The organism is Fundicoccus culcitae, assembly GCF_024661895.1.
GTDB classification, from domain to species: domain Bacteria; phylum Bacillota; class Bacilli; order Lactobacillales; family Aerococcaceae; genus Fundicoccus_A; species Fundicoccus_A culcitae.
The window spans coordinates 2753645-2780047 of sequence record NZ_CP102453.1 but is presented as its reverse complement, the minus strand read 5'-3'; the positions used below and the strand labels follow the sequence as shown (position 1 = coordinate 2780047).

Sequence of the window (26403 nt, the reverse complement as noted above, 5' to 3'; positions counted from 1 at the left end):
TAAAAGTCAGGCATGCCAAAGCATCCTGACTTCTATTAATTTCTTAATGCAGTGGCATCATTTGTTGTTCAGCCATTTGTTGTGCATTTTCTAAAGCTTCTTGTGGTGTTTTTTGTCCTAAGTAAATTAAATCGAACTCTGGATTGACAATACTTAATATATCAGGCAATTCCAAAGGTACGGGTGTTAAAATGGTTTGGGCTAAATTATCCACGGCTACTTGATAAACTTCAAGTCCCTTTTCGGTCATTCCCTCATTCTCAAAGGCGTTTTGTGAGGCTTGGATATGAGCGACATTATCAAAATTATTCACCGCCCAATATTCTTGTGCTTCCACTCCGGTGAGGTATTTGATAAATTCCCACGAGGCTTCTGGGTGTTCAGCACCATAAGGTATCTCAGCAACAAAGCCACCACCCCATGAAGTATGGCCATAACCATCTTGAAATTCTGGTAACTCAGCAACACCGAAATTCAAATCAGGTGCAAATGCAGCTATTTGCGAATAATGGGTCGCTTCTTTGACCATCATAGCAATTTTTCCACTCATAAACGGATCCGCTTGTTGATTTCCAAACTCAGCCGTAAAGGCGGTAAGATTATCAGAACCATAATCTTGCTCAAAATCCATCACCCAATCGAGTATCTCTACCCCTTTAGGGTCATTAATAATGGGTTGATTATTTTCAAAATCCCAAAAGCCATGCCCTGTGGCATTCATGTAATAGACATCCCCTTGGATGCCGTAACGTGGAATGTAACCCAGACGTTCATAGCGATTGCCATCAATGACATCTAATTGTTGTGCCATTTCTTTTAATTCTTCCCAGGTCGTAGGGGGTTGTTCAGGATCTAAACCGACTTCTTCAAACATATCCTTATTATAGAAGAGAATACGAGTATCGGTATTGAAAGGAATGGCGTAATTATTCCCCTCATAAACCGTCGCTTCCCATAAATGAGGGTAATATTGTTCAGCAAAATCAGCCTCTTCTTGTGCAATAAATTCTGCTAAATTAGTATTCTGATTTTTTTGTGCCCGCTGACGTGTTGAGTTAATATCATTAATGATGACATCGGCTGGATCACCGGCAGCAATAGACGCTAAATTTTTGGTCCAAATATCTCCCCAAGGCAAAAAGGTATGTGTTACATGAATTTCAGCCTGTGAACGATTGAAATCTTCTACAATCTGCTCAATAAAATTCCTACGTGGTTCTGAACCCCAAAATGACCAAAAATCTAGTTCGATAACATCTTCTTGTGCAATTACTAGCTTTGTATGTGGAGCAAATAGATAGGCAGAAGCCACTGTCATTACCGCTGCGGACAATATAATAAATTTTTTCATGATAAAGTCTCCTTTAATAATTCAATCTCTTCGATTGAGAATAGACATAATTTACATAAAATAAAAACAGCTAAACTCGCCATATAACAAATTGCCAAACCTGTTTGAAACAACCAAAGCAAAGCCAATAGCCCGTAACCTAAAATAAAGCCCAGGAAAACAAACGGTCTCTTTCCCACCATGATTATGGCTAGTATCCAACTCTGTCTTATATTTACAGAGATATTTACTTTAATAAATATCGCAAAATGTGCGACAAAACTGAATATTACCGCTATCAGGAGTATGCAATAAAACCATAAATTGTTTTGGGCATAAGCCATGATGTGAACATCCAACCACACGATGAAAAGGACAAAAACGATGGGTATAAAAAATAAATAACTGTCTTTAAAACACAGTCGAAGCTGTTTCGCATAATAAGAAACGGTTGGAGTAGACCCATCACATATCCATATTGTCGTAAAGCGGATTAAAGCGAAAGTGCTTGGAATGATAGTAATTAGAGGTAAACTAAATAATACCCAGACACAGTTTAAGTATAAAAGTTTCCCCATCCCATCCATCAGTTGCACTAATTTGTGTTGAATGATACGATCCCCCCTTAATCCTCCTGTATTCATAACATAATATTGCGGTTAACTTAATGTTATGTAAATAAATTAAACCATATTTTTAATTTATTGGCAAATATAATTATACTAATATGTCTTTAAACAACAAAAAAGCCTACGAAGTATTGATACGTCAATACTTCGTAGGCTTTCTTATGTGTAATACCGGTGGTCGGGGTCGAACCGACACGCCCGCGAGGGCACAGGATTTTGAGTCCAGCGCGTCTGCCAATTCCGCCACACCGGCATAATAATGATATTTATTCAAAGGGTTTTAAAGGAAAGGCGGTGATCGGATTTGAACCGACGAATGAGGGTTTTGCAGACCCGTGCCTTACCACTTGGCTACACCGCCATCAAAAATGGCTATAAATAGCAAAAAAACTGGGGTAGCTGGATTCGAACCAACGAGTGACGGAGTCAAAGTCCGTTGCCTTACCGCTTGGCTATACCCCAATGTTAAAATATAACAAAGGCGACTGATGGGAATCGAACCCACGAGTGTCGGATCCACAAACCGATGCGTTAACCACTTCGCCACAATCGCCATCATATCTTCGAAAAACAGGGGCAGTAGGAATCGAACCCACATCGAAGGTTTTGGAGACCTTTGTTCTACCGTTGAACTATGCCCCTAAGAAGGAGAACAATGTAAATTCCCTACTAAGAAAAAATATGGAGGGGGGCAGATTCGAACTGCCGAACCCGAAGGAGCGGATTTACAGTCCGCCGCGTTTAGCCACTTCGCTACCCCTCCAACATGGCTTGGGACGGAATCGAACCGCCGACACCTTGAGCTTCAATCAAGTGCTCTACCAACTGAGCTACCAAGCCATAATATAAATTAACGGTCCCGACGGGATTTGAACCCGCGATCTCCTGCGTGACAGGCAGGCATGTTAACCCCTACACCACGGAACCATAATTTAATGGAGGTTGACGGGATCGAACCGCCGACATCCTGCTTGTAAGGCAGACGCTCTCCCAGCTGAGCTAAACCTCCAGGGTTGTTAAATTTTCAAATGATCCGTACGGGATTCGAACCCGTGTTACCGCCGTGAAAGGGCGGTGTCTTAACCACTTGACCAACGGACCAAAATAATGATACGACAAACATATAATACGGAGAGTAAGGGATTCGAACCCTTGAGACGGGTTACCGCCTACACGATTTCCAATCGTGCTCCTTCGGCCAGCTCGGACAACTCTCCATGCTAACCTATTAATCACTCCGCAAGTAGGGCTCGAACCTACGACATCATGATTAACAGTCATGCGCTCTGCCAGCTGAGCTATTGCGGAATAACATATGAAAACACACGGCATGGCAATGACCTACTCTCACAGGACCAAAGGTCCAACTACCATCGGCGCTAAGAAGCTTAACGGCTGTGTTCGGAATGGGAACAGGTGTGTCCTTCTTGCTACTATCACCACACCTTGTGTGTGTTCTATGTCAATTGAGTCCTTATCAAACTCAAAACTGAATAACACTCACAAATAAACCTTGAATCTCGTGGTTAAGTCCTCGACCGATTAGTACTAGTCCGCTCCATATATCGCTATACTTCCACTTCTAGCCTATCTACCTGATCGTCTCTCAGGGGTCTTACTTCTTTCGAATGGGAAATCTCATCTTGAAGCTGGCTTCGCGCTTAGATGCTTTCAGCGCTTATCCATCCCACACATAGCTACCCAGCGATGCTCCTGGCGGAACAACTGGTACACCAGCGGTGTGTCCATCCCGGTCCTCTCGTACTAAGGATAGCTCTTCTCAAATTTCCTACGCCCGCGACGGATAGGGACCGAACTGTCTCACGACGTTCTGAACCCAGCTCGCGTACCGCTTTAATGGGCGAACAGCCCAACCCTTGGGACCGACTTCAGCCCCAGGATGCGATGAGCCGACATCGAGGTGCCAAACCTCCCCGTCGCTGTGAACGCTTGGGGGAGATAAGCCTGTTATCCCCAGGGTAGCTTTTATCCGTTGAGCGATGGCCCTTCCATGCGGTACCACCGGATCACTAAGCCCGACTTTCGTCCCTGCTCGACTTGTAGGTCTCGCAGTCAAGCTCCCTTCTGCCTTTGCACTCTGCGAATGATTTCCAACCATTCTGAGGGAACCTTTGGGCGCCTCCGTTACTCTTTAGGAGGCGACCGCCCCAGTCAAACTGCCCACCTGACACTGTCTCCCGTAGGTTATACGCGGGTTAGAGGGTTCATATCACAAGGGTAGTATCCCACCAGCGCCTCCATCTAGACTGGCGTCCAAACTTCTTAGGCTCCTACCTATCCTGTACATGTCACACAAACACTCAATATCAAGTTGCAGTAAAGCTCCATGGGGTCTTTCCGTCCTGTCGCGGGTAACCTGCATCTTCACAGGTACTATAATTTCACCGAGTCTCTCGTTGAGACAGTGCCCAAATCGTTACGCCTTTCGTGCGGGTCGGAACTTACCCGACAAGGAATTTCGCTACCTTAGGACCGTTATAGTTACGGCCGCCGTTTACTGGGGCTTCAATTCGTACCTTCGCTTGCGCTAAGCACTCCTCTTAACCTTCCAGCACCGGGCAGGCGTCAGCCCCTATACGTCACCTTTCGGTTTGGCAGAGACCTGTGTTTTTGATAAACAGTCGCTTGGGCCTATTCACTGCGGCTGACTTGCGTCAGCACCCCTTCTCCCGAAGTTACGGGGTCATTTTGCCGAGTTCCTTAACGAGAGTTCTCTCGATCACCTTAGTGTTCTCCACTCGACGACCTGTGTCGGTTTGCGGTACGGGTTGGTTGTTCCTCACTAGGAGCTTTTCTCGACAGTTTGATTTGCCACCTTCGCTACTTAATTTCGCTCCAGGTCACGACTCACCCTTATAACAAGAAGCCTTTTTCTCCTCGTCAGACTTGTCGCTTCTACATCCTCTTCCATCCGGATGCGTGGCACTACCTCCTGTGTCCCTCCATTGCTCAAACAGTTCAACCAAGTACAGGAATCTCTACCTGTTGTCCATCGCCTTCACCTATCGGCTACAGCTTAGGTCCCGACTAACCCTGGGCGGACGAGCCTTCCCCAGGAAACCTTCGTCATTCGGTGGACGGGATTCTCACCCGTCTTGCGCTACTCATACCGGCATTCTCACTTCTATACGCTCCAACGCTTCTTACGATACGCCTTCACCGCCTATAGAACGCTCTCCTACCATTCATTGCTGAATCCACAGCTTCGGTGTACTGTTTAGCCCCGGTACATTTTCGGCGCAGGGTCACTCGACTAGTGAGCTATTACGCACTCTTTCAAGGATGGCTGCTTCTAAGCCAACCTCCTAGTTGTCTGGGCAACCCCACATCCTTTTCCACTTAACAGTAACTTGGGGACCTTAGCTGGTGGTCTGGGCTGTTTCCCTTTCGACTACGGATCTTATCACTCGCAGTCTGACTCCCAAAGTTGAGTTTATGGCATTCGGAGTTTATCTGGATTCAGTAAAGCTTATGCCCCCCTCGTCCAAACAGTGCTCTACCTCCATCACTCTTGCTCTGAGGCTATACCTAAATATATTTCGGAGAGAACCAGCTATCTCCAAGTTCGATTGGAATTTCTCCGCTACCCACATGTCATCCAAACACTTTTCAACGTGTCCTGGTTCGGTCCTCCAGTGTGTTTTACCACACCTTCAACCTGCACATGGGTAGGTCACTTGGTTTCGGGTCGACGACACCTGACTTTCGCCCTCTTCAGACTCGCTTTCGCTACGGCTCCGTTTCTTCAACTTAACCTTGCCAACTATCGTCACTCGCCGGTCCATTCTACAAAAGGTACGCCATCACCCCTTAACGGGCTCTGACTACTTGTAAGCACACGGTTTCAGGTACTCTTTCACTCCCCTTCCGGGGTGCTTTTCACCTTTCCCTCACGGTACTGGTTCACTATCGGTCACTAGGGAGTATTTAGCCTTACCAGATGGTCCTGGCAGATTCCGACGGAATTTCGCGTGTTCCGCCGTACTCAGGATACTCACTTGTCCTTCATGTTTTCGTATACGGGGCTCTCACCCTGTCTCGCGCTGCTTCCCATCAGCTTCTACTAACATTCCAAATCATTGATGTGAGTCCTACAACCCCATTGTGCATGCACAATGGTTTGGGCTCTTCCCGTTTCGCTCGCCGCTACTCAGGGAATCGAATTTTCTTTCTCTTCCTGCAGGTACTGAGATGTTTCAGTTCTCCGCGTCTACCTCACTTGCGTGTGACATCCCATAACGGATGCCGGGTTCCCCCATTCGGAAATCTCTGGATCTTAGCTTACTTACAGCTCCCCAAAGCATATCGGTGTTCGTCCCGTCCTTCATCGGCTCCTAGTGCCAAGGCATTCACCGTGCGCCCTTTGTTTCTTAACCACATATTTCTCGCGCTTTTTTTACTTCTTTTTACTCTGTAATTTCTTACAGACTCGGTCAATTCTCGGTTTCATTATTTCTTTTATTCAAAAAAATGATGTGTCATTAATGACTCGCATTGAATCATTAATCACTATTTGTTGTGTTATTCAGTTTTCAATGAGCTAAGATGTCGTAAACTTGCAATAGTAAGTCTAACGACAATGGAGAATAGCGGGATCGAACCGCTGACCTCCTGCGTGCAAAGCAGGCGCTCTCCCAGCTGAGCTAATCCCCCGTCGCTAAGATAAAATTATATATTAATTTAAATGGTAAAGCAAGCGCATCGTTTAAAAATCTGATGGGCCTAAGTGGACTCGAACCACCGACCTCACCCTTATCAGGGGTGCGCTCTAACCAGCTGAGCTATAGGCCCGGATTTATACCCTGATGCTTTTCGTACTATATAATTGAGTAAGTTAAAGCTCACTCAAAACTAAACAAAGACAATATTCACTTGTAAGGTTCCTGTACTCCTTAGAAAGGAGGTGATCCAGCCGCACCTTCCGATACGGCTACCTTGTTACGACTTCACCCCAATCATCTATCCCACCTTCGACGGCTCCCTCCAAAAGGTTAGGCCACCGGCTTCGGGTGTTACAAACTCTCGTGGTGTGACGGGCGGTGTGTACAAGACCCGGGAACGGATTCACCGCGGCGTGCTGATCCGCGATTACTAGCGATTCCGGCTTCATGTAGGCGAGTTGCAGCCTACAATCCGAACTGAGAATGGCTTTTAGAGATTCGCTGACTCTCGCGAGTTCGCTGCTCGTTGTACCATCCATTGTAGCACGTGTGTAGCCCAGGTCATAAGGGGCATGATGATTTGACGTCATCCCCACCTTCCTCCGGTTTGTCACCGGCAGTCTAACTAGAGTCCCCATCTGAATGCTGGCAACTAGTTATAGGGGTTGCGCTCGTTGCGGGACTTAACCCAACATCTCACGACACGAGCTGACGACAACCATGCACCACCTGTCTCCCTGTCCCGAAGGACTTCCTCTATCTCTAGAGTATGCAGGGGATGTCAAGACCTGGTAAGGTTCTTCGCGTTGCTTCGAATTAAACCACATGCTCCACCGCTTGTGCGGGTCCCCGTCAATTCCTTTGAGTTTCAACCTTGCGGTCGTACTCCCCAGGCGGAGTGCTTATTGCGTTAACTCCAGCACTGAAGGGTGGAAACCCTCCAACACTTAGCACTCATCGTTTACGGCGTGGACTACCAGGGTATCTAATCCTGTTCGCTCCCCACGCTTTCGAGCCTCAGCGTCAGTTACAGACCAGAAAGTCGCCTTCGCCACTGGTGTTCCTCCATATATCTACGCATTTCACCGCTACACATGGAATTCCACTTTCCTCTTCTGCACTCAAGTGACTCAGTTTCCAATGACCCTCCACGGTTGAGCCGTGGGCTTTCACATCAGACTTAAGTCACCGCCTGCGCTCCCTTTACGCCCAATAAATCCGGACAACGCTTGCCACCTACGTATTACCGCGGCTGCTGGCACGTAGTTAGCCGTGGCTTTCTGGTTAGATACCGTCAATCCACTAACAGTTACTCTAGTGGGTGTTCTTCTCTAATAACAGTGCTTTACGATCCGAAAACCTTCTTCACACACGCGGCGTTGCTCCGTCAGACTTGCGTCCATTGCGGAAGATTCCCTACTGCTGCCTCCCGTAGGAGTTTGGGCCGTGTCTCAGTCCCAATGTGGCCGATTACCCTCTCAGGTCGGCTATGCATCGTTGCCTTGGTAAGCCGTTACCTTACCAACTAGCTAATGCACCGCGGGACCATCCTTTAGTAGTAGCATGAAAGCCACTTTTCCGCTTTCCTTCAGGCGAAGAAAAGATCTATGCGGTATTAGCAATCGTTTCCGACTGTTATCCCCCGCTAAAGGGTAGGTTTCCCACGTGTTACTCACCCGTTCGCCACTCACATCAAAGAAACAAGTTTCCTCTCCGTGCGTACGACTTGCATGTATTAGGCACGCCGCCAGCGTTCGTCCTGAGCCAGGATCAAACTCTCATGAAAGTTACTTCATAAGTCATTTGCGACTCATTTAAAATTCTAGCTTTGTTTATTTTTTAGACAGGTTGGGTTCCTGTATCATCGAAATTTATTCGGTTGTGTTCGTTATTCCTAACGAACCCTCACAATTTTGGTGTTTGTCTTTGTTCAGTTTTCAATGAGCTTTTGTTGTCTGAGTGACAACTTCTATATATTACTACGATTGGTTTTCAATGTCAACTGTTTTTTTGATTTGTTTTAAATCTTTTTCAGTGACCGTTGCGCTTGACCACTTAGGTCTCTTGCAGCAACGAAAACTATAATATCATCTTGCCAGATTGAAGTCAACTGATTTTTAAAACTTTTTTCAAAAAAAGTTAAACTCTATTAAATCAGGGGTTTCACTGGGTAGAATAATGCTAACAAGTAAAATCGCAGATATTTATTAGGGGTGTTGAACTCTTATTATAACACTTCTTGGGCTTTTTGGGTATAATAAAGTGAAGTAATTATGAAATTTAATGAGGGATCCTATGGCAAAGCAAACTTTTTCTTTTAATCAAGCAGATATCGTTACATTATGGGCGAGCACAATCGGCATTGAGCGCGAAACGTTGCGTATTAACCACGATGGTTCATCCGCGCAGACTCCCCATTCGCCTGAATGGGGCGATCGCAATCATCAGCCATATATCCAAACGGATTTTGGTGAGAATCAATTAGAATTTATCACCCCACCTTCATCGTCGACCGATGAGATACTTCAGTGGTTGGCGGCGCTGCATCAAATCGTGGCGCAAACCAATGAAAAACAGGGCGAATTACTGTGGCCGTTTAGTATGCCGGGTAAAATCCCGACTAATCGTGATGACATTAAAGTGGCACAGCTAACCAATCAAACGGAATTACATTACCGTGAACATTTAGCTGACTATTATGGTAAAGATGTGCAGCTCTTATCCGGTATTCATTATAATTTAAAAATTAATCCTGCTACCATTGAAAAACATTGCCCTGCTGGGGCAGATTATATTGAATTTTCTAATCAAGTTTATAGCAAGTTAGCCCGTAATTTTATGCGCTATCGTTGGATTTTAACCTACCTTTTAGGGGCAGCCCCTTTTGTGGATGAAAGTTATGCCACCAATTTATACGGCAAACCACACACGCCAATCATGCGGTCGATTCGCCAGAGTCGTTATGGTTATCAAAATCACCCTTCAATTCAGATAAGTTATGAATCCTTAGAAGCATTCGTGAATGATTTAGAGGCAGCCGTGGAGTCGAAAGCTTTGTCGGTTGAAAAAGAATTGTACCGTGATGTGCGTTTCCGTCGCGCGCAACCTGTCCGCCAATTAATTGAGCAAGGGATTAACTATTTAGAGTTCCGTAACTTTGATATTAACCCTTTTGCCCCTTATGGCATTTGGCAAGAGGACATGGAATTTATCCGCCTATTCATTTTATCGCTTCTATATATAGAAGATGCCGCCACCGACGAAGCTATCGATTTGGGTCAAGACTACCAATTCAAAACCGCTGAAGACCACCCTTTAAACCCACCAATAAATATCTCTGAAGCCGAGATGGTTTTTGCTGTCATGCGTGAGTTAGCGGTAATACTGGATGAGCATCAGCTTTATAAAGGTTCGATGGTTGCTTTAGTTGATAAGAAAGGCCGTCTGCTGAATCAGCCTGAACTGACCTTGAGCGGTCAATTATTTGAAATTGTTCAAACACCGGATAATTTCCTTTCACTTGGCATGGAATTAGCCGAGGAACATCAACGTACTTATATTGCCCATCCCTACTCTTTGCATGGATTTGAATCTTTCGAGTTATCAACTCAAGATGTCATTAAGGAAGCTATTCGTCATGGCATTGAAGTGACAGTCATTGATGCTAAGGAAAACTTGATTAAGTTAGACTACGATGGTCATGTGGAGTTTGTTAAAAACGGCAACATGACCCGCCACGATAGTTTAATTTCTTATTTCTTAATGGAAAACAAAATTGCCACGAAAGTTATTTTAGATGAAGCGGCTGTCCGTGTACCAGCAGGCTTAAGTTTTAATACCTTCGAAGAAGGTCGGACTTATTATAGTCAGTTAACCCTCGATGCGTTTGTCATTAAACCTAAAAATACTAATTATGGGTTAGGGATTACCATTTTTGAAGAAAAACCTACCTTAGACCGCTATGTCAAAGCCTTAGAATTTGCTTTTGCTGAAGATGACACCGTCTTATTAGAAGCTTTTGCTAAAGGAACCGAATTACGTTTTTATGTTCAAGAAGGCGAAGTGAAAGCCATCGTTGAACGTCAACCCGCTCAGGTGATTGGTGATGGTCAATCAACAGTCAGCCAACTGATCGATCAAACCAACGCCGACCCTTTGCGCGGCAAAAAACACTTAGCCCCGTTGACATTTATTGAAAAAGGCGAAGCCGAAATGGCTTTGTTGGACGCTGCCGGTTTATCGCTAGAGAGTATTCCTGATTCTGGTCAATTGGTCTATTTGCGTCGCAACAGCAATATTTCAACCGGTGGTTTATCCATCGACCGCACCGATGAGGTCAACGCGTCTTATAAATTCATCGCCGTCACAGCCGCCAACGCTTTAGGCGCTAATTTCTGTGGCGTCGACATCATCATGGAAGATTATTCGGTGGCTGCTAGCAACACCAACTATCATGTGATTGAAGCCAACTTCAACCCCATGATTACGTTGCACCGCTACCCCGGTGTCGGCAAGCAACGCCCCGTTGGCCGTTGGGTCTTGGAACAACTGTATCCAGAAATCGAATTCAACACCACCTTTTAACCCAATAAATACCCCTCAAACAGACGTTGGCTTAGCGTAAGCTAACGCAGCTTGAGGGGTTTTTGTGTTGCTCTTGCTTTTTGGACGTGGCAAGTTTAAGTAAGGACTGTAAAGGGGAAGTGAAGATTCGTCATTTCTCGCTTACATGGGCGCACACATATTGGAGTAGTTGTTGTGAGCGTGATGGGGAGCGCACACATATTGGAGTAGTTGTTGTGAGCGCGAACCTAGGCGCACACAGGAAATATCGCTTCTTGTGAGCGCGAGCCTAAGCAGGAAATGTGAGACCATTAAATAAACTATAAATCAGGCTATTCGGTCATGAATTTAGGTATTAGTGACCGATTAGCATTATTTAACGTTCGCTCACTTACCTTCACAGCTAGTCCACAGTCGGATGGGACTTGTCATCCTTAGTAAAAAGTGAGGAAATGTTGAATTTCTGAAAGCAACAAACAGGACTCGCTGAGCGCGCGACAAGATTGTCTGGAATTGTCTCGCGCTATTGATTTTTACATGCACAAATATTTATTCATTTACGAAAGGCTTGAAAAGTGGAACTAACCATGCGAGTATATTCCACTTAACAGAGTATGTGGAACAAAACAAGCGAGTATATTCCACTTTCTGTCTGCGCGAAAGTTACGACCGCAAAATAGACGACCAAAAAGGCTAATCGGACATAAAAAATAGATTTTTTATGACCGATTAGCCTTTTTCAACATCCTTCCACTTACTCTTTCTAGCTGAGAGATTAGAAGTTAAACGCAATTGGACGGCTTTTTAACTCACCGGCACAGCCATCGCTTCGTTCAACACCTTATCGAACTTATCAGGTTCGACCCAGACTGAATGCGTGTCAGTCAACTGGTGCTCTTCGCCTAAAGAATAGGTAAAACCGCTGCCCTCATAGCTATAATGCAACGACTTGCGATGCTTCTCGGTAATTGGGTTGGGATGCGGAATGGCAGATAATAAGGACCGCGTATACGGATGAATGGGATTATTGAAAATCTCTTCTTTAGTGCCTGTTTCAAGTAAATATCCCTGATGCAAGACACCGATACGATCAGAAATATATTTAACCATGGATAAGTCATGGGCAATAAACAAATACGATAAGCCACGGTCTTCTTGAATGTCCTTCAACAAGTTAACAATCTGTGCTTGAATTGAAACGTCCAAGGCACTAATGGCTTCATCAGCGATGACCAGTTGAGGATTCATAATTAAAGCACGGGCAATCCCTACCCGTTGCCGCTGACCACCTGAAAACTGGTGGGGATAGCGATTAGCAAATTCACGCGACAAGCCAACTTGTTCCAGTGTGTCTAACCCTTTGGCTACACGCTCTTCGGTACTATCGTATAAACCTTGAATTTCAAGCCCTTGTGTAATAATTTCGATGACTTTTTTACGTGGATTTAAACTCGCCATCGGATCTTGGAAAATCATTTGCATATTGGTGCGTAGGAAATCCTCACGTTCTTTATCTAATTTTCCAGCCATTTCTTTGCCATCAAAGACAATGGAACCCGAAGTTGGGTTATATAACCGAATAATCGAGCGGCCAATCGTTGATTTACCTGACCCAGATTCACCCACTAAGCCATACGTTTCGCCATGTTTAATTTGGAAACTGACTCCATCGACGGCTTTGACGGTAAATTTTTTATTGACTTTAAAGTGTTGTTTAAGATTTTTGACATCTAACAGGGGTCGTTTAAACTCGCTCATATTGACTCGCCTCCAACTTCATTTGGTCAATGCGCTCCCGCAGGGCAGTTGGCATTTCGACTTTTGGTGCCTTCTCATGCATTAACCAGCTAGCCACATAATGCGTTTTTGAAATTTGATACATAGGAGGTTCAACCCGTTTGTCAATGTTCAACGCATAATCATTCCGAATATAGAACGGGTCACCTTGTTTATGGTGGGCTAAATTCGGTGGGTTACCAGGTATAGCATACAACTTATCCGAAGAGGTATTTATATCAGGCATGGCTGATAACAGTCCCCAAGTATAGGGATGTTTTGGATCATAAAAAATATCATTGACTGAACCTTTTTCAACAATACGACCGGCATACATGACATTAACATAATCTGCTACTTTAGATACCACCCCTAAATCATGGGTGATATAAATTACGGCAATGTTATTCTTTTTCTGAATCATATTTATTAGATCGAGGATTTTGCTTTGGATGGTAACATCCAAAGCGGTGGTTGGTTCATCACAAATAAGAATTTCCGGATCGCAAGCTAAAGCAATCGCAATGACCACTCTTTGGCGCATCCCGCCAGAGAGTTGATGCGGATATTGACCGAAGCGTTCTTCACCGTTCGGAATACCAACCAACTCCAATAAACGTAAGGCTTTTTCACGGGCTTCTTTTTTAGGGGTATGATAATGAATGAACATTCCTTCCATGATTTGCTCCCCAATTGGCATGGTTGGATTTAAAGACGTCATTGGATCTTGGAAAACCATCGCAATTCTTTTACCATTAAAGCGGCGGCGCATTTCTTTTTTGCTGATTTTTAATAAATCAACTGAATTAACTTTTCCATCTGCTTCATAGGAGTAATCAATCACACCGGTATTGATACGTTGGTTATTCGCTAAAATTCCCATAATGGTTTTAACGGTAACGGACTTACCTGAACCGGATTCACCAACGATGGCTAAGGTTTCCCCCCGATATAAATCTAAATCAACGCCACGAATGGCTTCAACAGAACCTTGATTGGTTTTAAAAGAGATACTCAAATCGCGCATTTCTAATATTTTTTGTCTGGTCATGTTTAAACCTCCTTCATGGTTGGATCTAGGGCATCGCGTAAACCGTCTGCTAGCAAGTTGAAACTCAGCATGGTGAGCGACAACACTAAGACTGGCGGAATAATCATATAAGGGGCATTTAAAAAGGATTTAAAGGAATCACTAATTAATGAACCCAAGGAAGCATTAGGCATAGGTACCCCTAAACCGATAAAGGCTAAGAACGATTCGGTAAAAATCGCATTAGGGACAGAGAACATCGACATAATAATCAGTTGCGCAAAGATATTGGGTAAGATTTCTTTGAAAATAATCGTCAGAGGTTTTGCTCCCAGCGTGCGCGAAGCTAAAACAAATTCACGTTCTTTTAATTTCAACATTTGCGCCCTAGCGACCCTTGACATCCCTATCCAACCGGTTAAAGCAATCGCAATCGTAATACTCAAAATCCCCGGTTCTAAAACCACAATCAAGAGGGTCACAATAACCAAACTCGGAATCCCGTTTAAAATCTCGATAAAACGTTGCATAATCATATCGACTTTACCGCCAAAGTAACCCGAGATTAAACCATAAATCATCCCAATAAATACATCCACAATCACCGCGACTAAAGCAATGTATAGGGAAATACGGGTACCTTCCCAAACCCGTGTGAAAATATCACGGCCTAACACATCCGAACCAAACCAATAGTATGTATCGGCGGCATTAGGGTTGGTTTCATAGCGGTTTATCGTCATCGTTCCTGTTGACGTGTTAAAGGTTTGACTCCCATCAAAAATCCCTAACTGTTCAAGCCCTTGAACCCTCGGAGCCATATTTTCATTTCCCGTAATTTGTTGATTCATGCCATATTCGTTCATATGAGGACCAAAAATCGCAAAGAAAATAATCAGAATAATCGTAATAAGACCAAACACTGAACCTTTGTTCCGTGAAAAATTGGTTACAAATTGCTTCCAAGAAGATTCTTTTACATAAATCTCTTGATAATCTTCATCTTGCTTTTTATCGGCTAAATTAAAATCATCCGCTAAAAATTCAATGTTGGCTATTTCTTTCACTTCTGCCATCTTACTCGCCTCCTGACAAACGAATGCGTGGGTCTAAAACACCATACAACACATCCACAACAAACATCACAAAAATAAATAACGCTGAATAAATAAATGAAATCCCCATAACAATATTAAAATCATTGGATTGGATGGCTTGCACTAATAATTGACCTAGCCCTGGAATGGAGAATATTTGCTCCACTACCATGGACCCCGTCATCAAGCCAACGACCAATGGCGCTAATACAGTCAATATCGGAATACTGGCATTTCTTAGAACATGCTTGTAAAACAAGCGCCAGCCGGTAACACCTTTACTTTCAGCCAGCTGAATATAATCCGACTGCAAAACCTCAATCATTTCAGTCCGCGTAAACCGAGCAATCGAAGCCATGGTAAACAAACTGAGGGCAATGACCGGTAAGACCATACTCATGGCTTTATTATTCAAGTTAAATAAAATAGGGAAAATTTGCCATTTATAACCAAAATAATAAGACAAACCTAAAGCAAATACGTACGATGGGACACTAACACCTAAAACAGAAAGTATGGTTGCTAACGTATCCCAGATGGTGTTTTGATTAAAGGCGGCCACTGAACCAAAAATTAAGCCCATGATGGTCCCTACTAAAACAGCCCAAAAACCTAATTCAAACGAAATAGGTAACCGCGATTGTAACAAAGTGGTGACAGGTACATCTCTCGAAATGGAATAGGAAACACCTAAGTCCCCTGTCAACATATTTTTGACATAATTAAAAAACTGAACTAAAACAGGTTTATCCAAACCGTAGCGGATATCCATCAGTTCTCTTTGTGCTGGAGAAATTCGCTCATCATTAAAAGGTGATCCTGGCATTAGTTGTAAGAGTAAAAACAAGATAAAAATAATCAACAACAACGTTGCCAGAGAAATAAAAAAGCGGCGAATGAGATATTTATTCATGAAGAAAATCCTTTCTAAATGATTATCGCAAAAAAATGCGATAAATAGAATGAAGTCAGAACATACATTCTGACTTCACTGTTTAAATTAATAAATAAAGCAAGCTATGTAAATTATTGTTTACTTGCGTATTTGAAGAGACGTGGTGTTCCAACGGCATAGAATAAAATGTCAGATACATTGCCTTTCATTAATACGGCCGAACCCGCTTGATAAACCGGTAAAACAGCCCCTTCAGATAAGGCTAAAGCTTCCATTTCGGCCATTTTAGCAAAACGCGCTTCAGGATCCGTCGTTAATTCCCCTGTTTGAATTTCAACATAGTCTGCATCAAAGGTTTCATTAGAGTAACGTGAATCATTGTAGTTACTGTCGGTTGTTAATAATTGTAAATACGTTGAAGGATCCGCGTAGTCAGGTCCCCAACGGGTTAAAGCGACATCAAACTCGCCAGCACGCATACGGTCAAGACGGTTTTTCTTCGGTGTTTGTTCAATTTGGATATCAACCCCTTCAAGCACTGATTCAATTTGTGCTTCTAATGATTGAGCCACATTAATAGATGCTTCTGTATCTTCAACTAACAATTGGACAACAAAGGTATCTTTACCTAAGGCTTCTTTAGCCGCTTCTAAATGCGCCTTAGCTTCTTCTTCATTACTTACCATTAAATCACGTCCTGCAAAATCACGGTAATCACTACCATCAGGCGCATTAGCTAAGCCTTGTGGAACGAAGAAGGTGGCTGGCATTGAACCATCTTTTAAGACATTTTCAGTAATAACTTCACGACTGAATGCTTTACCAAATGCTAAACGGAAATCTTGATTGGCAAAATCTTCTTGTTCACCATTCGGTGATAAGAACCACATATAACCTTGTTGAACACTTTGGAACTCAGGATCTTGTGCAAATAACATGACTTGTTCACCGGAGATATTAGTAATATCTAATTGATCGGTTTGGTAAGCCAAAACAGCTTGTTGCGAATCCTTGATAACTTGGAATCGAATGCCGTCTAGCGAAATCGCTTCAGGATCATAGTAGGTATCGTTTTTAACAACTTCAGTCGTAGCTCCAGCTGGTGTGTAGCTAGATAAAGTAAACGCCCCATTTGAAATCGTTGTTTCAGGCGATGTCGCAAACTGCCCATCAGTTGACTCAAAGAATTCTTGGTTGATTGGGAAGAACGGTGTAAAGGCCATTAAACTTAAGAAGTAAGGTGTAGCACGATCTAAAGTTACTTCTAACGTATAATCATCTACAGCGACAACCCCTAATTCACTAGGATCTACTTCGCCAGCTGCTACCGCAGCCGCATTCACAATCCCAGCAGTATCTAAAATAAAGGAATATTCAGCCGCTGTTTCAGGATTACCTAATCTTTGCCAGCTAAATACAAAATCGTGTGCCGTAACCGGTGATCCATTAGACCAAACAGCATCGGGACGTAAGTGGAAGGTATAAACAGTTTCCTCATCGTTCACATCATAACTTTCAGCAGCAGCGCCAACATAATCCCCATTTATATCACGCGACACTAAACCTTCTTGAATAGAAGCAATCACTTCCATCGAGGTTCCATCTGTGGCAATATTTGGATCCAATGATGCAATTTCTACATCAAATTGTACACGTAAGACATTCTCATCTTGTGCACTCACACTAGCCAGTGGTAAGGTTGCAGATACTAACATGGTTGCCGCTAGTACGCCCTGCACTAACTTTTTAAAATTAAACTTCATTAAGTCTCCTCCTAATCTTCTTACCTACCTAATGCTAAAGCACAAGCAAGTTGTCTCAATTATAGAGAGCGAAACCAAACAAGTCAATACTTTTATTAAAATTTGATAAGTTTCATTAAATGAATATTGGTTTATGCTATCTGAAATAGCGCTGCAACTTAATATTTCGCCTTTATTGTTAAAAATATCTATTTTATTTTCATTCTAAATAAATACCTCTGCTGCTAAGTCGGCTTTATTACAATATCCTAATAAATAAACTTATAAAGAGATGTTTTTGATTTACTATGAGTATTTTCTAATATTATTAGATTTTGGGAGAGTTGAAGGGAGGATGACGGACGACGTTGGGAAATGAAGTCCGGAAAGTTCGGGTAGATGGCGGGGAAACGGTGAAATGCCGGTCGTCGTTGCAAAATGTCAGCCGGCAAGTTAAGGAAATGCAAGGGTAATGCTGAAATGCCGGTCGTCATTTTCGCGGGAAAGCCGCCAAGTGCGTTTGCCGGTCGTCGTTGCAAAATGTCGGCCGGCAAATTGAGGAGAGGCAGAAAAATGGGAAGTGGGAAGTATAGGAACAGGTTGATTTCGGGTACAATGTCATGCTAGACAACGTATTCTCAACTTGATGGCGAAGCCCTTATATCTCCTCGCCACCAATCAAATTAGGTGGCGAAGCTTACATAGCTGGCTAGCCAGCAATTAAAATTATCCTTAGTGGAGGAACTCTTCTTGCTCCATTTGACGTGCTATCTTTAGTTAATGCGTTTTATTGTCATGAGGGAAAATCTGAGTGACAATGGGGAGGTTTATTGTCATGGGGAAAAATCTGAGTGACAATGGGGGTGTTTATTGTCATGGGGAAGTAAGCGCGAAACCCACTCCCACTTACGTAGGCGCACACATATTGGGGCAGTTGTTGTGAGCGTGATGGGGAGCGCACACATATTAGGGCAGTTGTTGTGAGCGTGAACCTAAGTGGGAAATGTGCGACCGTTTAATACACTATAAATCAGGCTATTCGGTCATGAAATTAGGTATTTGATGACCGATTAACTTTATTTAACGTTTGCTCACTTCCCGCTTACGAAAAATGCTGAAATGCCGGTCGTCGTTGCAAAAGGTAGTCCGGCAAGTTGAAGAAATGCAAGGATAATGTTGAAATGCCGGTCGTCGTTTTGATGGGAAAGCCAGCAAGCGCGTTTGCCGGACGTCGTTAGAAAATGTAGTCCGCCAAGTTGAGGAAATGCAAGGAAAATGCTGAAATGCCGGTCGTCGTTTTTACGGGAAAGCCGCCAAGCGCGTTTGCCGGTCGTCGTTTTAACGGGAAGACCGCCAAGTGCGTTTGCCGGTCGTCGTTAGAAAATGTAGTCCGCCAAGTTGAGGAAATGCAAGGAAATGTGTAAATGCCGGTCGTCGTTTTCGCGGGAAAGCCGGCAAGCGCGTTTGCCGGACGTCGCTAGAAAATGTAGTCCGGCAAGTTGAGGAAATGCAAGGAAATGCAAGGATAATGCAGAAATGCCGGTCGTCGTTTTCGCGGGAAGTCCGCCAAACGCGATTGCCGGACGTCGACGACAAATGTCGGCCGGCAAGTTGCGGGTGATGGCACAAAAGTCTGCAATTGCCGGTCGTCGTTTTAACAGGAAAGCCGTCAAATGCAACATGCCGGCTTTCAACGGAAATCGAAAGCCGGCAAATGGAAAAATGTGCTATAAATCTGTTAAATTTCGGTCACTTGAATACCCGTCACTCTCCCCCCACCCAAATCCAACAACCTCAGCAACGATATTTATTTGAAAAGGGCTTTGATTTCGAGGTAGTCTTCGACGCCGTAAAGGCCGTTCTCGCGGCCGATGCCGGATTCTTTGTAGCCGCCAAAAGGGGCTTTAGAATTGCGGGGGCCATTATTCACATAGATATTGCCGGTGCGTAGCTGGCGCGCAACTTTTTCGGCTTCGGCTGGTGGTCCAACGACGGCGCCGCTCAGGCCGTAGGTAGAATCGTTCGCGATGGCAATGGCTTCTTCAACGGTGTCGTAGGTGAGCACCGTTAGAACGGGCCCGAAAATTTCTTCGCGGGCGATGGTCATATCATTGGTGACGTTGGTAAAGACGGTTGGTTCAATGAAATAACCAGTCCCTTCAATGGCATTGCCACCGATAAGGACTTCAGCGCCTTCTGCTTTGCCTTTGGCGATATATTCCATCACGGTATCAAATTGTTTTTTGGATGAAATCGGACCGACCGTCGTTGTTTCTAGAGTGGGATCGCCAACAATCGCTTGTTTGCTGAAATAATTGCGCAGCGCGTCCTTCACTTCATCCAACAGGTGACTAGGCACCAGTAAGCGGGTTAAGGCTGAACATGATTGACCGGTATTATTGATGATGGTGTCGGCGGTTTGTTTAATCGCACCCTCTAAATTGCCACCTTCCAAATAAATCATAGCTGATTTACCACCGAGTTCTAAAACAAGCCGTTTAATGTGGGGCGCCGCTTGCGCATACAAACCGCGTCCGACGTCAGTTGAGCCGGTAAAGGAAATTAAAGCAACATCTTCGTGCCCTGCTAAATAATTTCCAATCTCACTTCCTTTTCCAGTCACGAGATTGAACACCCCTGCTGGTAAACCAGCGGCATCGATGATTTCGGCTAAAATAATAGCCGCTAAAGGTGTCTCATTGGCTGGTTTGACCACAACGGTATTTCCCGCTAACAAAGCCGGCGTAATCTTGCGCTGGATTTGGTTGAGCGGATAATTCCAAGGCGTAATCGCTGCAACCACACCCGTTCCTTCTTTGATGATTAGAGTTGAATCAAGCGTCTCTTCAAAGGCAAAGTGTTCAAATTCTTCAAGTGTGGCATCCATTTCGGTTAAGGACAATCCCACTTGGGTGGCTCTAGCAAACGAAATGCTACAGCCTAACTCGGCTACCATCGCTTGCGCCAGTTCTTCTTGCCGGTCTTCAATCCCTTGGCGAACTTTCTTTATATATCCTGCTCTTTCTGCAGGCGCCAGCAGATTCCAAGCCGTAAAAGCATTTTTAGCGGCCGCTACCGCTTCATCAATATCAGCTACGCTCCCCGTTGTCACTTGGGCCACCACCGCTTCCGTCGCGGGATTCATCACATCGGTGTACTGACCGGAAGTCCCCGCCTGCCACTGACCATTAATATAAATTTTATGTTTCTCCATGCTATCCCTCCTAGTCATATTATCTAACAACTCACTTTTCAGCTCAAGGATTTAGACCTTCCCCCTAATAAATACCCCTGCTAATAGCCTTGTGACTGCTATTTTACCATGCCAAAAAAGACCCGAGCGAATGAACACTCAGGTCTAGGGAAGGGGCTAAATTTCGTATACTTCGGTTGGTCGGCAAGCGTAAAATTCGATAGAATCATTCAAGGCTTCAGTAACCTGACCTAAAATAAGACCTGTTTCTGCTTGCGGAGGAATATGACTCGCGACGAGTTTTTTGGCATTGGCTTTATTGGCCAAGGTTGCCACTTCTTCGGCTGTCATATGAATCGCATTGCGACCCAACTCATTAGAAAAGTTGGTGTCAGCAATTAATAAGTCGGCATCGTGAGCAAATTCAACCATGGAATCTTGCCAACCACTGTCGGCCGTAAACACAAAAGCTTTCCCCGTTTCGCGCTCGGTCAAACGAATCGCATAACACTCGACCGGATGCGTCGTGCGTATAAAGCGAGCACGAAAAGGGCCTAAGTCCAAATGGGTATCCGGTTGATAGACAACTGGCTTACTTTCCTTATCTTCCACTAACCAATCAGCGTAAACTGAATTAGGATGAACATAAATAGGCACAGGGATTTTCTTAGGTGCAGGTTTTTTTAGTTTTAACAAATGCTGATAAATACCAATATCAGCAGCATGATCAGGGTGATCATGGCTGAGCCAAATGGCATCCAGTTCACTCACATCGATATATTTTTCAATATTTAAGGCAGAGCCGCTCCCAGCATCCATTAATAAATGATACTCACCAGCCGTGTCAGTCACTACAAAAGACGTTGTGCCATGACCATCCATCGGATAACCGCCAGCACATCCAATACAATAAATTTTCATCGTGCTTATTCCGTTCCTTTCTAACCATTCGCTAAAATCGTGTGTAAGCTTTCAGGATTCAAGTGTTTTAAAATCGCAACGACCAATTTAACGGTATTTTTATAATCTTCTTCATGAATAATCGATGTGTGTGTATGTAAATATCGAACAGGAATTGTGATAGCTAATGAAGGAATTCCATCTAATGATTGGTGGAAAGATCCCGCATCTGTGCCACCGCCAGGTGTAAACGCAAATTGGTAAGGAATGTTTTCCGTCTCAGCGACTTGAACGACAAACTCACGTAACCCTTTATGGCTAATCATCGAATGGTCGAAAACCATAATTTGCGGACCTTTACCTAATTCATTATCCGATTCCTTAGCAGTCATTCCGGGCGTATCTCCTGGAATCCCCGTATCTAAGGCAATAGCCAAATCGGGCTTAATCAAATGCGCCGATGTCTTAGCACCACGCAAGCCAACTTCTTCTTGAACCGTGGCACCGGCATATAAGACCGTTTCATGTCCCGTTTCAGCCGCTGCTTTCAGTAACTCAATCGCCACGGCAACGCCGATACGGTTATCCCATGCTTTGCCTAATAAGAAAGGTGAATCATTTAAGCGTCGTGTTTCGATATAAGGTGTAATCATATCGCCGGGTTTAATTCCCCAAGCTGCCACTTCATCGTTTGAAGTTGCACCAATATCAATAAAAATATCGTCCATTTCAACGGGTTTCTTACGCGCTTCGGCACTTAACACATGCGGAGGCTTAGAGCCGGTTACTCCGTGAAAAGTTTTACCTGCGCTGTTTGTGATTGTTACTTGTTGAGCCAGAATAACTTGGGTCCACCAACCACCAATAGGAACAAATTTGATAAAACCTTTATCGGTCACTTGAGAGACCATAAAGTCGACCTCGTCCATATGCCCTGCCATCAACACCCGCGGTCCATCAGGATTTCCGGTATGTTTCGCATAAATGCTGCCTAACCCATCTTGTACAAAAGATTCGGCCACTTCTTTTGTTTCGTCTTTAAATACTTCACGCACGGCCTTTTCATTACCGGATATCCCGTTAGCTTGCGTCAAACGCGTCAATAATGCTTCATTCATTTCCATTGTGTCACTCCTACGATTGTTAAAGTTATATCTCTATCTTAACATAGCCTAAAGTTGGACGCAGAGATATTTACTCGCTTTCAGTTGTTTCTGTTTCTTCCTCAGGAGTGGGCTCTTCAGATTCTTCCTCTGATTCTTCAGGCGTTTCAGTTTCTTCAACGCTTTCTTCACTTGGCACTTCTTCTTCTTCTACGACCGCTTCTTCTTCTGCTGCTGGTTCTACCACTTCTTCGCTAGTAACCGGCACACCAAAGGCCAAACCTAGAGAATTGAAATGTTGAATAAATACCTGCAACATACTTTGGTTTAAGTACTCAATCGCGCGAACATAAGGTAGATAGTAACTCATTTCAAACACATCATCCCTAAAAATAAACATCTCTGCTTGAATTTCATCCATAAATTCACCGGAGGCTGTATTAATTAGATACATTGGTTGACCTTCATAGTATGATTGTGCAAAAGAACTTACTATAGGATTTAAAGCAATAAAGTCATCTAGGGTGGTTGTTTGATTGTACATTGCTTCAATATCCGCTTCCGGCAACAATTGTTCGGGTTCTACCACATGTGAAATAGGGATAACACCCACATAAATTAAATTACCTTCAACAAAATAGAACATCAATTCGGCGGTTAAGCCTTCAACTTGATCTTCCATCCCTTCTTTATAATAACGGTAACTAATATATTCTTCGTCTTCACCTAAAGCTTCGCGAAACACTGATTGGTCGATTTCAAGCAGACCTTCTAATTCTTCAATGGTTGTCCCTTCACCGGTCCATAGAGCCACATCATGGATTTGGACACGGTCAATCGCATATTTAAAATCATCGTAGACTTCAATTAAAATATCGTCCATTAGATTGCCGTTGGCTATGAGTTCATCAAACGGATGTGTCAATTCGGCTTCGTCAGTGACTTCTTCTGTTGTTTCACTCGTGGCTTCACTTTCGGACTCTGTCTGCGCCAAAATGGCTACCGGCGTTTGCGTTATAATTAAAGAGACACTCAGCATACTCACAATCAGTTGCTTCAACGTTTTCTTCATTTTCTCACACCTTTTCTTTTTTTTGTTAGGAAGCAATAAACTCCATTCTGCTATCACTTTAACTTTATTGTCAAAAAAATTCAAATAAATCGGCTTATTTTCGGAAGATATTTACCTGTCTAAAAAAGTCGGTCTGCCTACTTGATAAAGTAGCCAGACCGACTTTTGAACGGAGATATTTAGTTTAAAAGGTTTGTCCATGTTTACGATACCAGAAAGGAACGTAAAGGCTTACGAGGAGTAGAATGGCGGCCAGCCAAGCGACAATAATCAACAACAGATTGAGATTCCAAGGCAAGGCGATAAGAGCCGCGAGCGCAAACACCAGCAGTTGAATGAACAAAATAACCGCAATGACCGTTTGGAATGGCTTTAAGGGTTGCGTTTGGCGGTTGGGGTACAGCTGTTGGTAGGGATTGCCCCGGTAATAATTCATCAGCGGAACCAACTGAACGATTGTCAGAATAAATCCAATCACGCCCAGGATGCCAGCGAACCATGCGTTGGGCACAAAGAGTAAAAGCGCCGCAATAAATAGCATCACGCGAAACCAGATGCCACTATAGGCGTTATTGCGAAACAGTGAACGGATATAGAGAAAGCTATAGCGGTCACCGAGTTTTCGACTAAGGGTTTCAATGAGGCCGTCTAAATAAGCACGGCGCTTAAAGGATGGCTTGAGTTTTGGCACATCCGCAAAAATCGAAATCCATTTGTAAAAGCGGCTTTCACGCAGGGCTTCAGCCTCAAGTACTTCATTAAATTGAATCGCTTGTTGTTGACTCTTTTTATATTCCATATAGAGGTAACCGGCTAATATTATTAGGACTGCTATCGGCACCCATAGATGCCAAGGTTGCGGTAATAAATACGAAACGGCCATTGTTAAAATGAATACACCCAGATGCATCCAAATGTTATGGAGCTGATTGGATTGACGAAAGGCATTTAAGTACAAATCGAATTGGCTGCATATTTTGAGCGTGATGACGATGAGGATGAAAGGAATTAGTTGGTCAATTTGCCATGCCGTAGCTAGAGTTAATAGGGGTGTAACGATAACGGCCACGACCCCATTCAAGATGACAGGTAGAACAAGGCTCAAGCCGGTTCCTTTTAGCCAATAGCTGCGCCATTCTTTGCCGCGAGCAAATAAATAACTTTTGTCGGGATCTTGGGTAAACCAAATCGGTCTACCTATATAAAAGGTGGCTGCTTGAATGCCTAAAATGATTAAAATAAGTGGCAGCCTGATGGATGACGGGTCCATGGCTTCAAGTCGTAAGAGTTGTTCGCGATAATAAAAAGCCCCAAACCCCAAAATAAATAACAGGATAATCGAGAAATGATCATTAAATATTAAGCGACTGTACTTGCCAACTTCCTTCATCAATTGATTGAAACGTTTTTTCCAAAGTTGATTGAGGTTATTCACTTGCCACCCCTCCAGTTTGGGTCATAGCAAAATAAATAGTTTCTAAATCGGCTTGGGGTAAATTAAATTGCGTTTGTAAGCTTTCAAGGTCGCCGGTCGCAACAAGTTCCCCCGCTTGCAACATCAAATAATAATCACACAAGGATTCTGCAATGGTTAGAACGTGGGTCGTAAATAAAATGGCGCTCCCTGCCGCTGCGCGTTCACGAATTAAATCGGTAAAGTGGCGCATCGCCAATGGGTCGAGCCCCAAAAAAGGTTCATCGATAATAAGCACATCAGCATCCGTGACAAAGGCACAGATAATCATGACTTTTTGCTTCATCCCTTTAGAAAAATAAGCGGGGAACCAATTTAAGTGTTTGTCTAAACGGAACTGTTTTAAAAGCGGTTCAGCTCGGCGCATGACTTCATCCATTGGAATGTCATAACCCAGCGCGGTCATTTCTAAGTGATCTTTTAGTGTCAACTCATCATATAATACCGGTGTTTCGGGAATATAGGCTAAGTGTTTAGCATATTGGCTATGGTCATCAAGGATGGATTTCCCATCAATCGTAATTTGACCTTTTTGAGGAGTAATTAGTCCTAAAATTGTTTTCAATAAAGTGGATTTCCCCGCTCCATTCAGACCGATTAAACCAACTATTTCGCCAGCTTTCATTTCAAAGTTAATATCTTTAAGGACAGTTGTTTGGCGATAACCACTGTCTAATGCTTGGACTGATAAAACCATCGTTTCCTCCTAAAAAAATTGATAATTTAACTGATGTGTCTAATTATAGCATGATTAAGGCGTGAAGACGTATAAAAATTGTTAAAGGTGGGGTTGAAGGGGTGGGGGTTGAGGGGGTTGGGTTGGAGGAGGTTGGGATATTAAGTGGGAAGTATAAGAACAAGATGATTCTTAATTAGGTGGCGAAACCCCCATCCCTCTCTATAAACCCGCCCATTGT

At 43.7% G+C, this 26403-nt stretch carries 16 protein-coding genes, 14 tRNA genes and 3 rRNA genes; 3 read left to right on the top strand and 30 right to left on the bottom strand.

Translation table 11 applies throughout. The annotated features are described in order from the left end of the window. Positions 1-43: 43 nt before the first annotated feature. The 19 genes from NRE15_RS12625 to NRE15_RS12540 form a co-directional block, all read right to left on the bottom strand. Entirely contained in the window at positions 44-1351 is a 1308-nt protein-coding gene (locus NRE15_RS12625) for an ABC transporter substrate-binding protein (RefSeq protein ID WP_313793222.1), read from the bottom strand. Then, the gene (locus NRE15_RS14660; RefSeq protein ID WP_390887201.1) at positions 1348-1908 is read right to left on the bottom strand and encodes a DUF624 domain-containing protein; all 561 of its coding nucleotides are present in this window, start codon (positions 1906-1908) and stop codon (positions 1348-1350) included. Before NRE15_RS14660 ends, NRE15_RS12625 begins: the two co-directional genes overlap by 4 nt. 220 nt (positions 1909-2128) lie before the next feature. Further along, positions 2129-2212, bottom strand: a tRNA-Leu gene (locus tag NRE15_RS12620). Between the two features lie 36 nt (positions 2213-2248). Further along, positions 2249-2320 (bottom strand) — tRNA-Cys (locus NRE15_RS12615). A gap of 29 nt (positions 2321-2349) precedes the next feature. Continuing rightward, positions 2350-2421: transfer RNA gene (locus NRE15_RS12610), tRNA-Gln, on the bottom strand. 18 nt (positions 2422-2439) lie between these two features. Continuing rightward, positions 2440-2512 (bottom strand) — tRNA-His (locus tag NRE15_RS12605). Between the two features lie 18 nt (positions 2513-2530). Beyond that, a tRNA-Trp gene (locus NRE15_RS12600) sits at positions 2531-2601 on the bottom strand. 40 nt (positions 2602-2641) lie between these two features. Then, positions 2642-2722 (bottom strand) — tRNA-Tyr (locus NRE15_RS12595). A 4-nt stretch (positions 2723-2726) separates the two neighbouring features. Next, positions 2727-2799, bottom strand: a tRNA-Phe gene (locus tag NRE15_RS12590). 14 nt (positions 2800-2813) lie between these two features. Beyond that, positions 2814-2886, bottom strand: a tRNA-Asp gene (locus NRE15_RS12585). Positions 2887-2895: 9 nt separating this feature from the next. Beyond that, a tRNA-Val gene (locus tag NRE15_RS12580) sits at positions 2896-2968 on the bottom strand. A gap of 20 nt (positions 2969-2988) precedes the next feature. Next, a tRNA-Glu gene (locus NRE15_RS12575) sits at positions 2989-3060 on the bottom strand. 28 nt (positions 3061-3088) lie between these two features. Next, positions 3089-3176 (bottom strand) — tRNA-Ser (locus NRE15_RS12570). An 18-nt stretch (positions 3177-3194) separates the two neighbouring features. Then, positions 3195-3267 (bottom strand) — tRNA-Asn (locus NRE15_RS12565). 20 nt (positions 3268-3287) lie between these two features. After that, positions 3288-3403, bottom strand: a 5S ribosomal RNA gene (gene rrf, locus NRE15_RS12560). Positions 3404-3481: 78 nt separating this feature from the next. Next, positions 3482-6356 (bottom strand): 23S ribosomal RNA (locus NRE15_RS12555). A 204-nt stretch (positions 6357-6560) separates the two neighbouring features. Beyond that, positions 6561-6633 (bottom strand) — tRNA-Ala (locus NRE15_RS12550). A 64-nt stretch (positions 6634-6697) separates the two neighbouring features. Further along, positions 6698-6771 (bottom strand) — tRNA-Ile (locus tag NRE15_RS12545). A 105-nt stretch (positions 6772-6876) separates the two neighbouring features. Continuing rightward, positions 6877-8427: ribosomal RNA gene (locus NRE15_RS12540) — 16S ribosomal RNA — on the bottom strand. The 16S, 23S and 5S rRNA genes sit together here with 14 tRNA genes alongside, the layout of an rRNA operon. Before the next feature lie 509 nt (positions 8428-8936). Here NRE15_RS12540 and gshAB point away from each other — a divergent pair. Next, positions 8937-11225, top strand: coding sequence for a bifunctional glutamate--cysteine ligase GshA/glutathione synthetase GshB (gene gshAB / locus NRE15_RS12535; protein ID WP_313793221.1), 2289 nt, complete (start codon positions 8937-8939; stop codon positions 11223-11225). A gap of 783 nt (positions 11226-12008) precedes the next feature. Here the strand turns inward: gshAB and NRE15_RS12530 are convergent. The 5 genes from NRE15_RS12530 to NRE15_RS12510 all read right to left on the bottom strand — a co-directional run bounded on the left by NRE15_RS12530 (position 12009) and on the right by NRE15_RS12510 (position 17765). Further along, entirely contained in the window at positions 12009-12962 is a 954-nt protein-coding gene (locus tag NRE15_RS12530) for an ABC transporter ATP-binding protein (RefSeq protein ID WP_313793220.1), read from the bottom strand. Beyond that, the gene (locus NRE15_RS12525) at positions 12949-14031 is read right to left on the bottom strand and encodes an ABC transporter ATP-binding protein (RefSeq protein ID WP_313793219.1); all 1083 of its coding nucleotides are present in this window, start codon (positions 14029-14031) and stop codon (positions 12949-12951) included. Before NRE15_RS12525 ends, NRE15_RS12530 begins: the two co-directional genes overlap by 14 nt. Before the next feature lie 2 nt (positions 14032-14033). Beyond that, on the bottom strand, positions 14034-15086 hold the full coding sequence (locus NRE15_RS12520) for an ABC transporter permease (RefSeq protein ID WP_313793218.1): 1053 nt from the start codon (positions 15084-15086) through the stop codon (positions 14034-14036). Position 15087: 1 nt separating this feature from the next. Further along, a complete protein-coding gene (locus NRE15_RS12515) occupies positions 15088-16020 on the bottom strand; it encodes an ABC transporter permease (protein WP_313793217.1) in 933 nt (310 codons plus the stop codon). Between the two features lie 113 nt (positions 16021-16133). Beyond that, positions 16134-17765: a peptide ABC transporter substrate-binding protein gene (locus NRE15_RS12510; RefSeq protein ID WP_313793216.1), complete on the bottom strand. Its 1632-nt coding sequence runs from the start codon at positions 17763-17765 to the stop codon at positions 16134-16136. A 1262-nt stretch (positions 17766-19027) separates the two neighbouring features. Between NRE15_RS12510 and NRE15_RS12505 the strand changes: the two genes are divergently transcribed. Then, complete coding sequence (locus NRE15_RS12505; RefSeq protein ID WP_313793215.1) at positions 19028-19168, top strand: hypothetical protein; 141 nt, start codon at positions 19028-19030, stop codon at positions 19166-19168. Between the two features lie 112 nt (positions 19169-19280). After that, positions 19281-19559, top strand: a complete 279-nt coding sequence (locus tag NRE15_RS12500) for a hypothetical protein (RefSeq protein ID WP_313793214.1) — start codon at positions 19281-19283, stop codon at positions 19557-19559. Here NRE15_RS12500 and NRE15_RS12495 read toward each other — a convergent pair. The 6 genes from NRE15_RS12495 to NRE15_RS12470 form a co-directional block, all read right to left on the bottom strand. After that, entirely contained in the window at positions 19552-20958 is a 1407-nt protein-coding gene (locus NRE15_RS12495; RefSeq protein ID WP_313794999.1) for an aldehyde dehydrogenase family protein, read from the bottom strand. The two genes, NRE15_RS12500 and NRE15_RS12495, sit on opposite strands and share 8 nt — an antisense overlap. A gap of 156 nt (positions 20959-21114) precedes the next feature. After that, on the bottom strand, positions 21115-21858 hold the full coding sequence (locus tag NRE15_RS12490; RefSeq protein WP_313793213.1) for an MBL fold metallo-hydrolase: 744 nt from the start codon (positions 21856-21858) through the stop codon (positions 21115-21117). 20 nt (positions 21859-21878) lie between these two features. After that, positions 21879-22961, bottom strand: coding sequence for a M42 family metallopeptidase (locus NRE15_RS12485; protein WP_313793212.1), 1083 nt, complete (start codon positions 22959-22961; stop codon positions 21879-21881). Between the two features lie 70 nt (positions 22962-23031). Continuing rightward, the gene (locus tag NRE15_RS12480) at positions 23032-24012 is read right to left on the bottom strand and encodes a hypothetical protein (protein WP_313793211.1); all 981 of its coding nucleotides are present in this window, start codon (positions 24010-24012) and stop codon (positions 23032-23034) included. Between the two features lie 184 nt (positions 24013-24196). Next, the gene (locus NRE15_RS12475; protein ID WP_313793210.1) at positions 24197-25447 is read right to left on the bottom strand and encodes an ABC transporter permease; all 1251 of its coding nucleotides are present in this window, start codon (positions 25445-25447) and stop codon (positions 24197-24199) included. Continuing rightward, positions 25440-26183 (bottom strand): ABC transporter ATP-binding protein, encoded by a 744-nt coding sequence (locus NRE15_RS12470; protein WP_313793209.1) that lies wholly within the window; start codon positions 26181-26183, stop codon positions 25440-25442. Before NRE15_RS12470 ends, NRE15_RS12475 begins: the two co-directional genes overlap by 8 nt. Positions 26184-26403 lie beyond the last annotated feature (220 nt).

Bases quoted from the DNA above. Each gene is read 5' to 3' on its own strand.
- NRE15_RS12625 (WP_313793222.1), bottom strand. From the start codon at position 1,351: ATGAAAAAATTTATTATATTGTCCGCAGCGGTAATGACAGTGGCTTCT.
- NRE15_RS12480 (WP_313793211.1), bottom strand. From the start codon at position 24,012: ATGAAGAAAACGTTGAAGCAACTGATTGTGAGTATGCTGAGTGTCTCT.
- NRE15_RS12525 (WP_313793219.1), bottom strand. From the start codon at position 14,031: ATGACCAGACAAAAAATATTAGAAATGCGCGATTTGAGTATCTCTTTT.
- NRE15_RS12495 (WP_313794999.1), bottom strand. From the start codon at position 20,958: ATGGAGAAACATAAAATTTATATTAATGGTCAGTGGCAGGCGGGGACT.
- NRE15_RS12505 (WP_313793215.1), top strand. From the start codon at position 19,028: ATGCCGGTCGTCGTTTTTACGGGAAAGCCGCCAAGCGCGTTTGCCGGT.
- NRE15_RS12485 (WP_313793212.1), bottom strand. From the start codon at position 22,961: ATGGAAATGAATGAAGCATTATTGACGCGTTTGACGCAAGCTAACGGG.
- gshAB (WP_313793221.1), top strand. From the start codon at position 8,937: ATGGCAAAGCAAACTTTTTCTTTTAATCAAGCAGATATCGTTACATTA.
- NRE15_RS12470 (WP_313793209.1), bottom strand. From the start codon at position 26,183: ATGGTTTTATCAGTCCAAGCATTAGACAGTGGTTATCGCCAAACAACT.
- NRE15_RS12510 (WP_313793216.1), bottom strand. From the start codon at position 17,765: ATGAAGTTTAATTTTAAAAAGTTAGTGCAGGGCGTACTAGCGGCAACC.
- NRE15_RS14660 (WP_390887201.1), bottom strand. From the start codon at position 1,908: ATGGGGAAACTTTTATACTTAAACTGTGTCTGGGTATTATTTAGTTTA.
- NRE15_RS12530 (WP_313793220.1), bottom strand. From the start codon at position 12,962: ATGAGCGAGTTTAAACGACCCCTGTTAGATGTCAAAAATCTTAAACAA.
- NRE15_RS12500 (WP_313793214.1), top strand. From the start codon at position 19,281: ATGCCGGTCGTCGTTTTCGCGGGAAGTCCGCCAAACGCGATTGCCGGA.
- NRE15_RS12490 (WP_313793213.1), bottom strand. From the start codon at position 21,858: ATGAAAATTTATTGTATTGGATGTGCTGGCGGTTATCCGATGGATGGT.
- NRE15_RS12515 (WP_313793217.1), bottom strand. From the start codon at position 16,020: ATGAATAAATATCTCATTCGCCGCTTTTTTATTTCTCTGGCAACGTTG.
- NRE15_RS12520 (WP_313793218.1), bottom strand. From the start codon at position 15,086: ATGGCAGAAGTGAAAGAAATAGCCAACATTGAATTTTTAGCGGATGAT.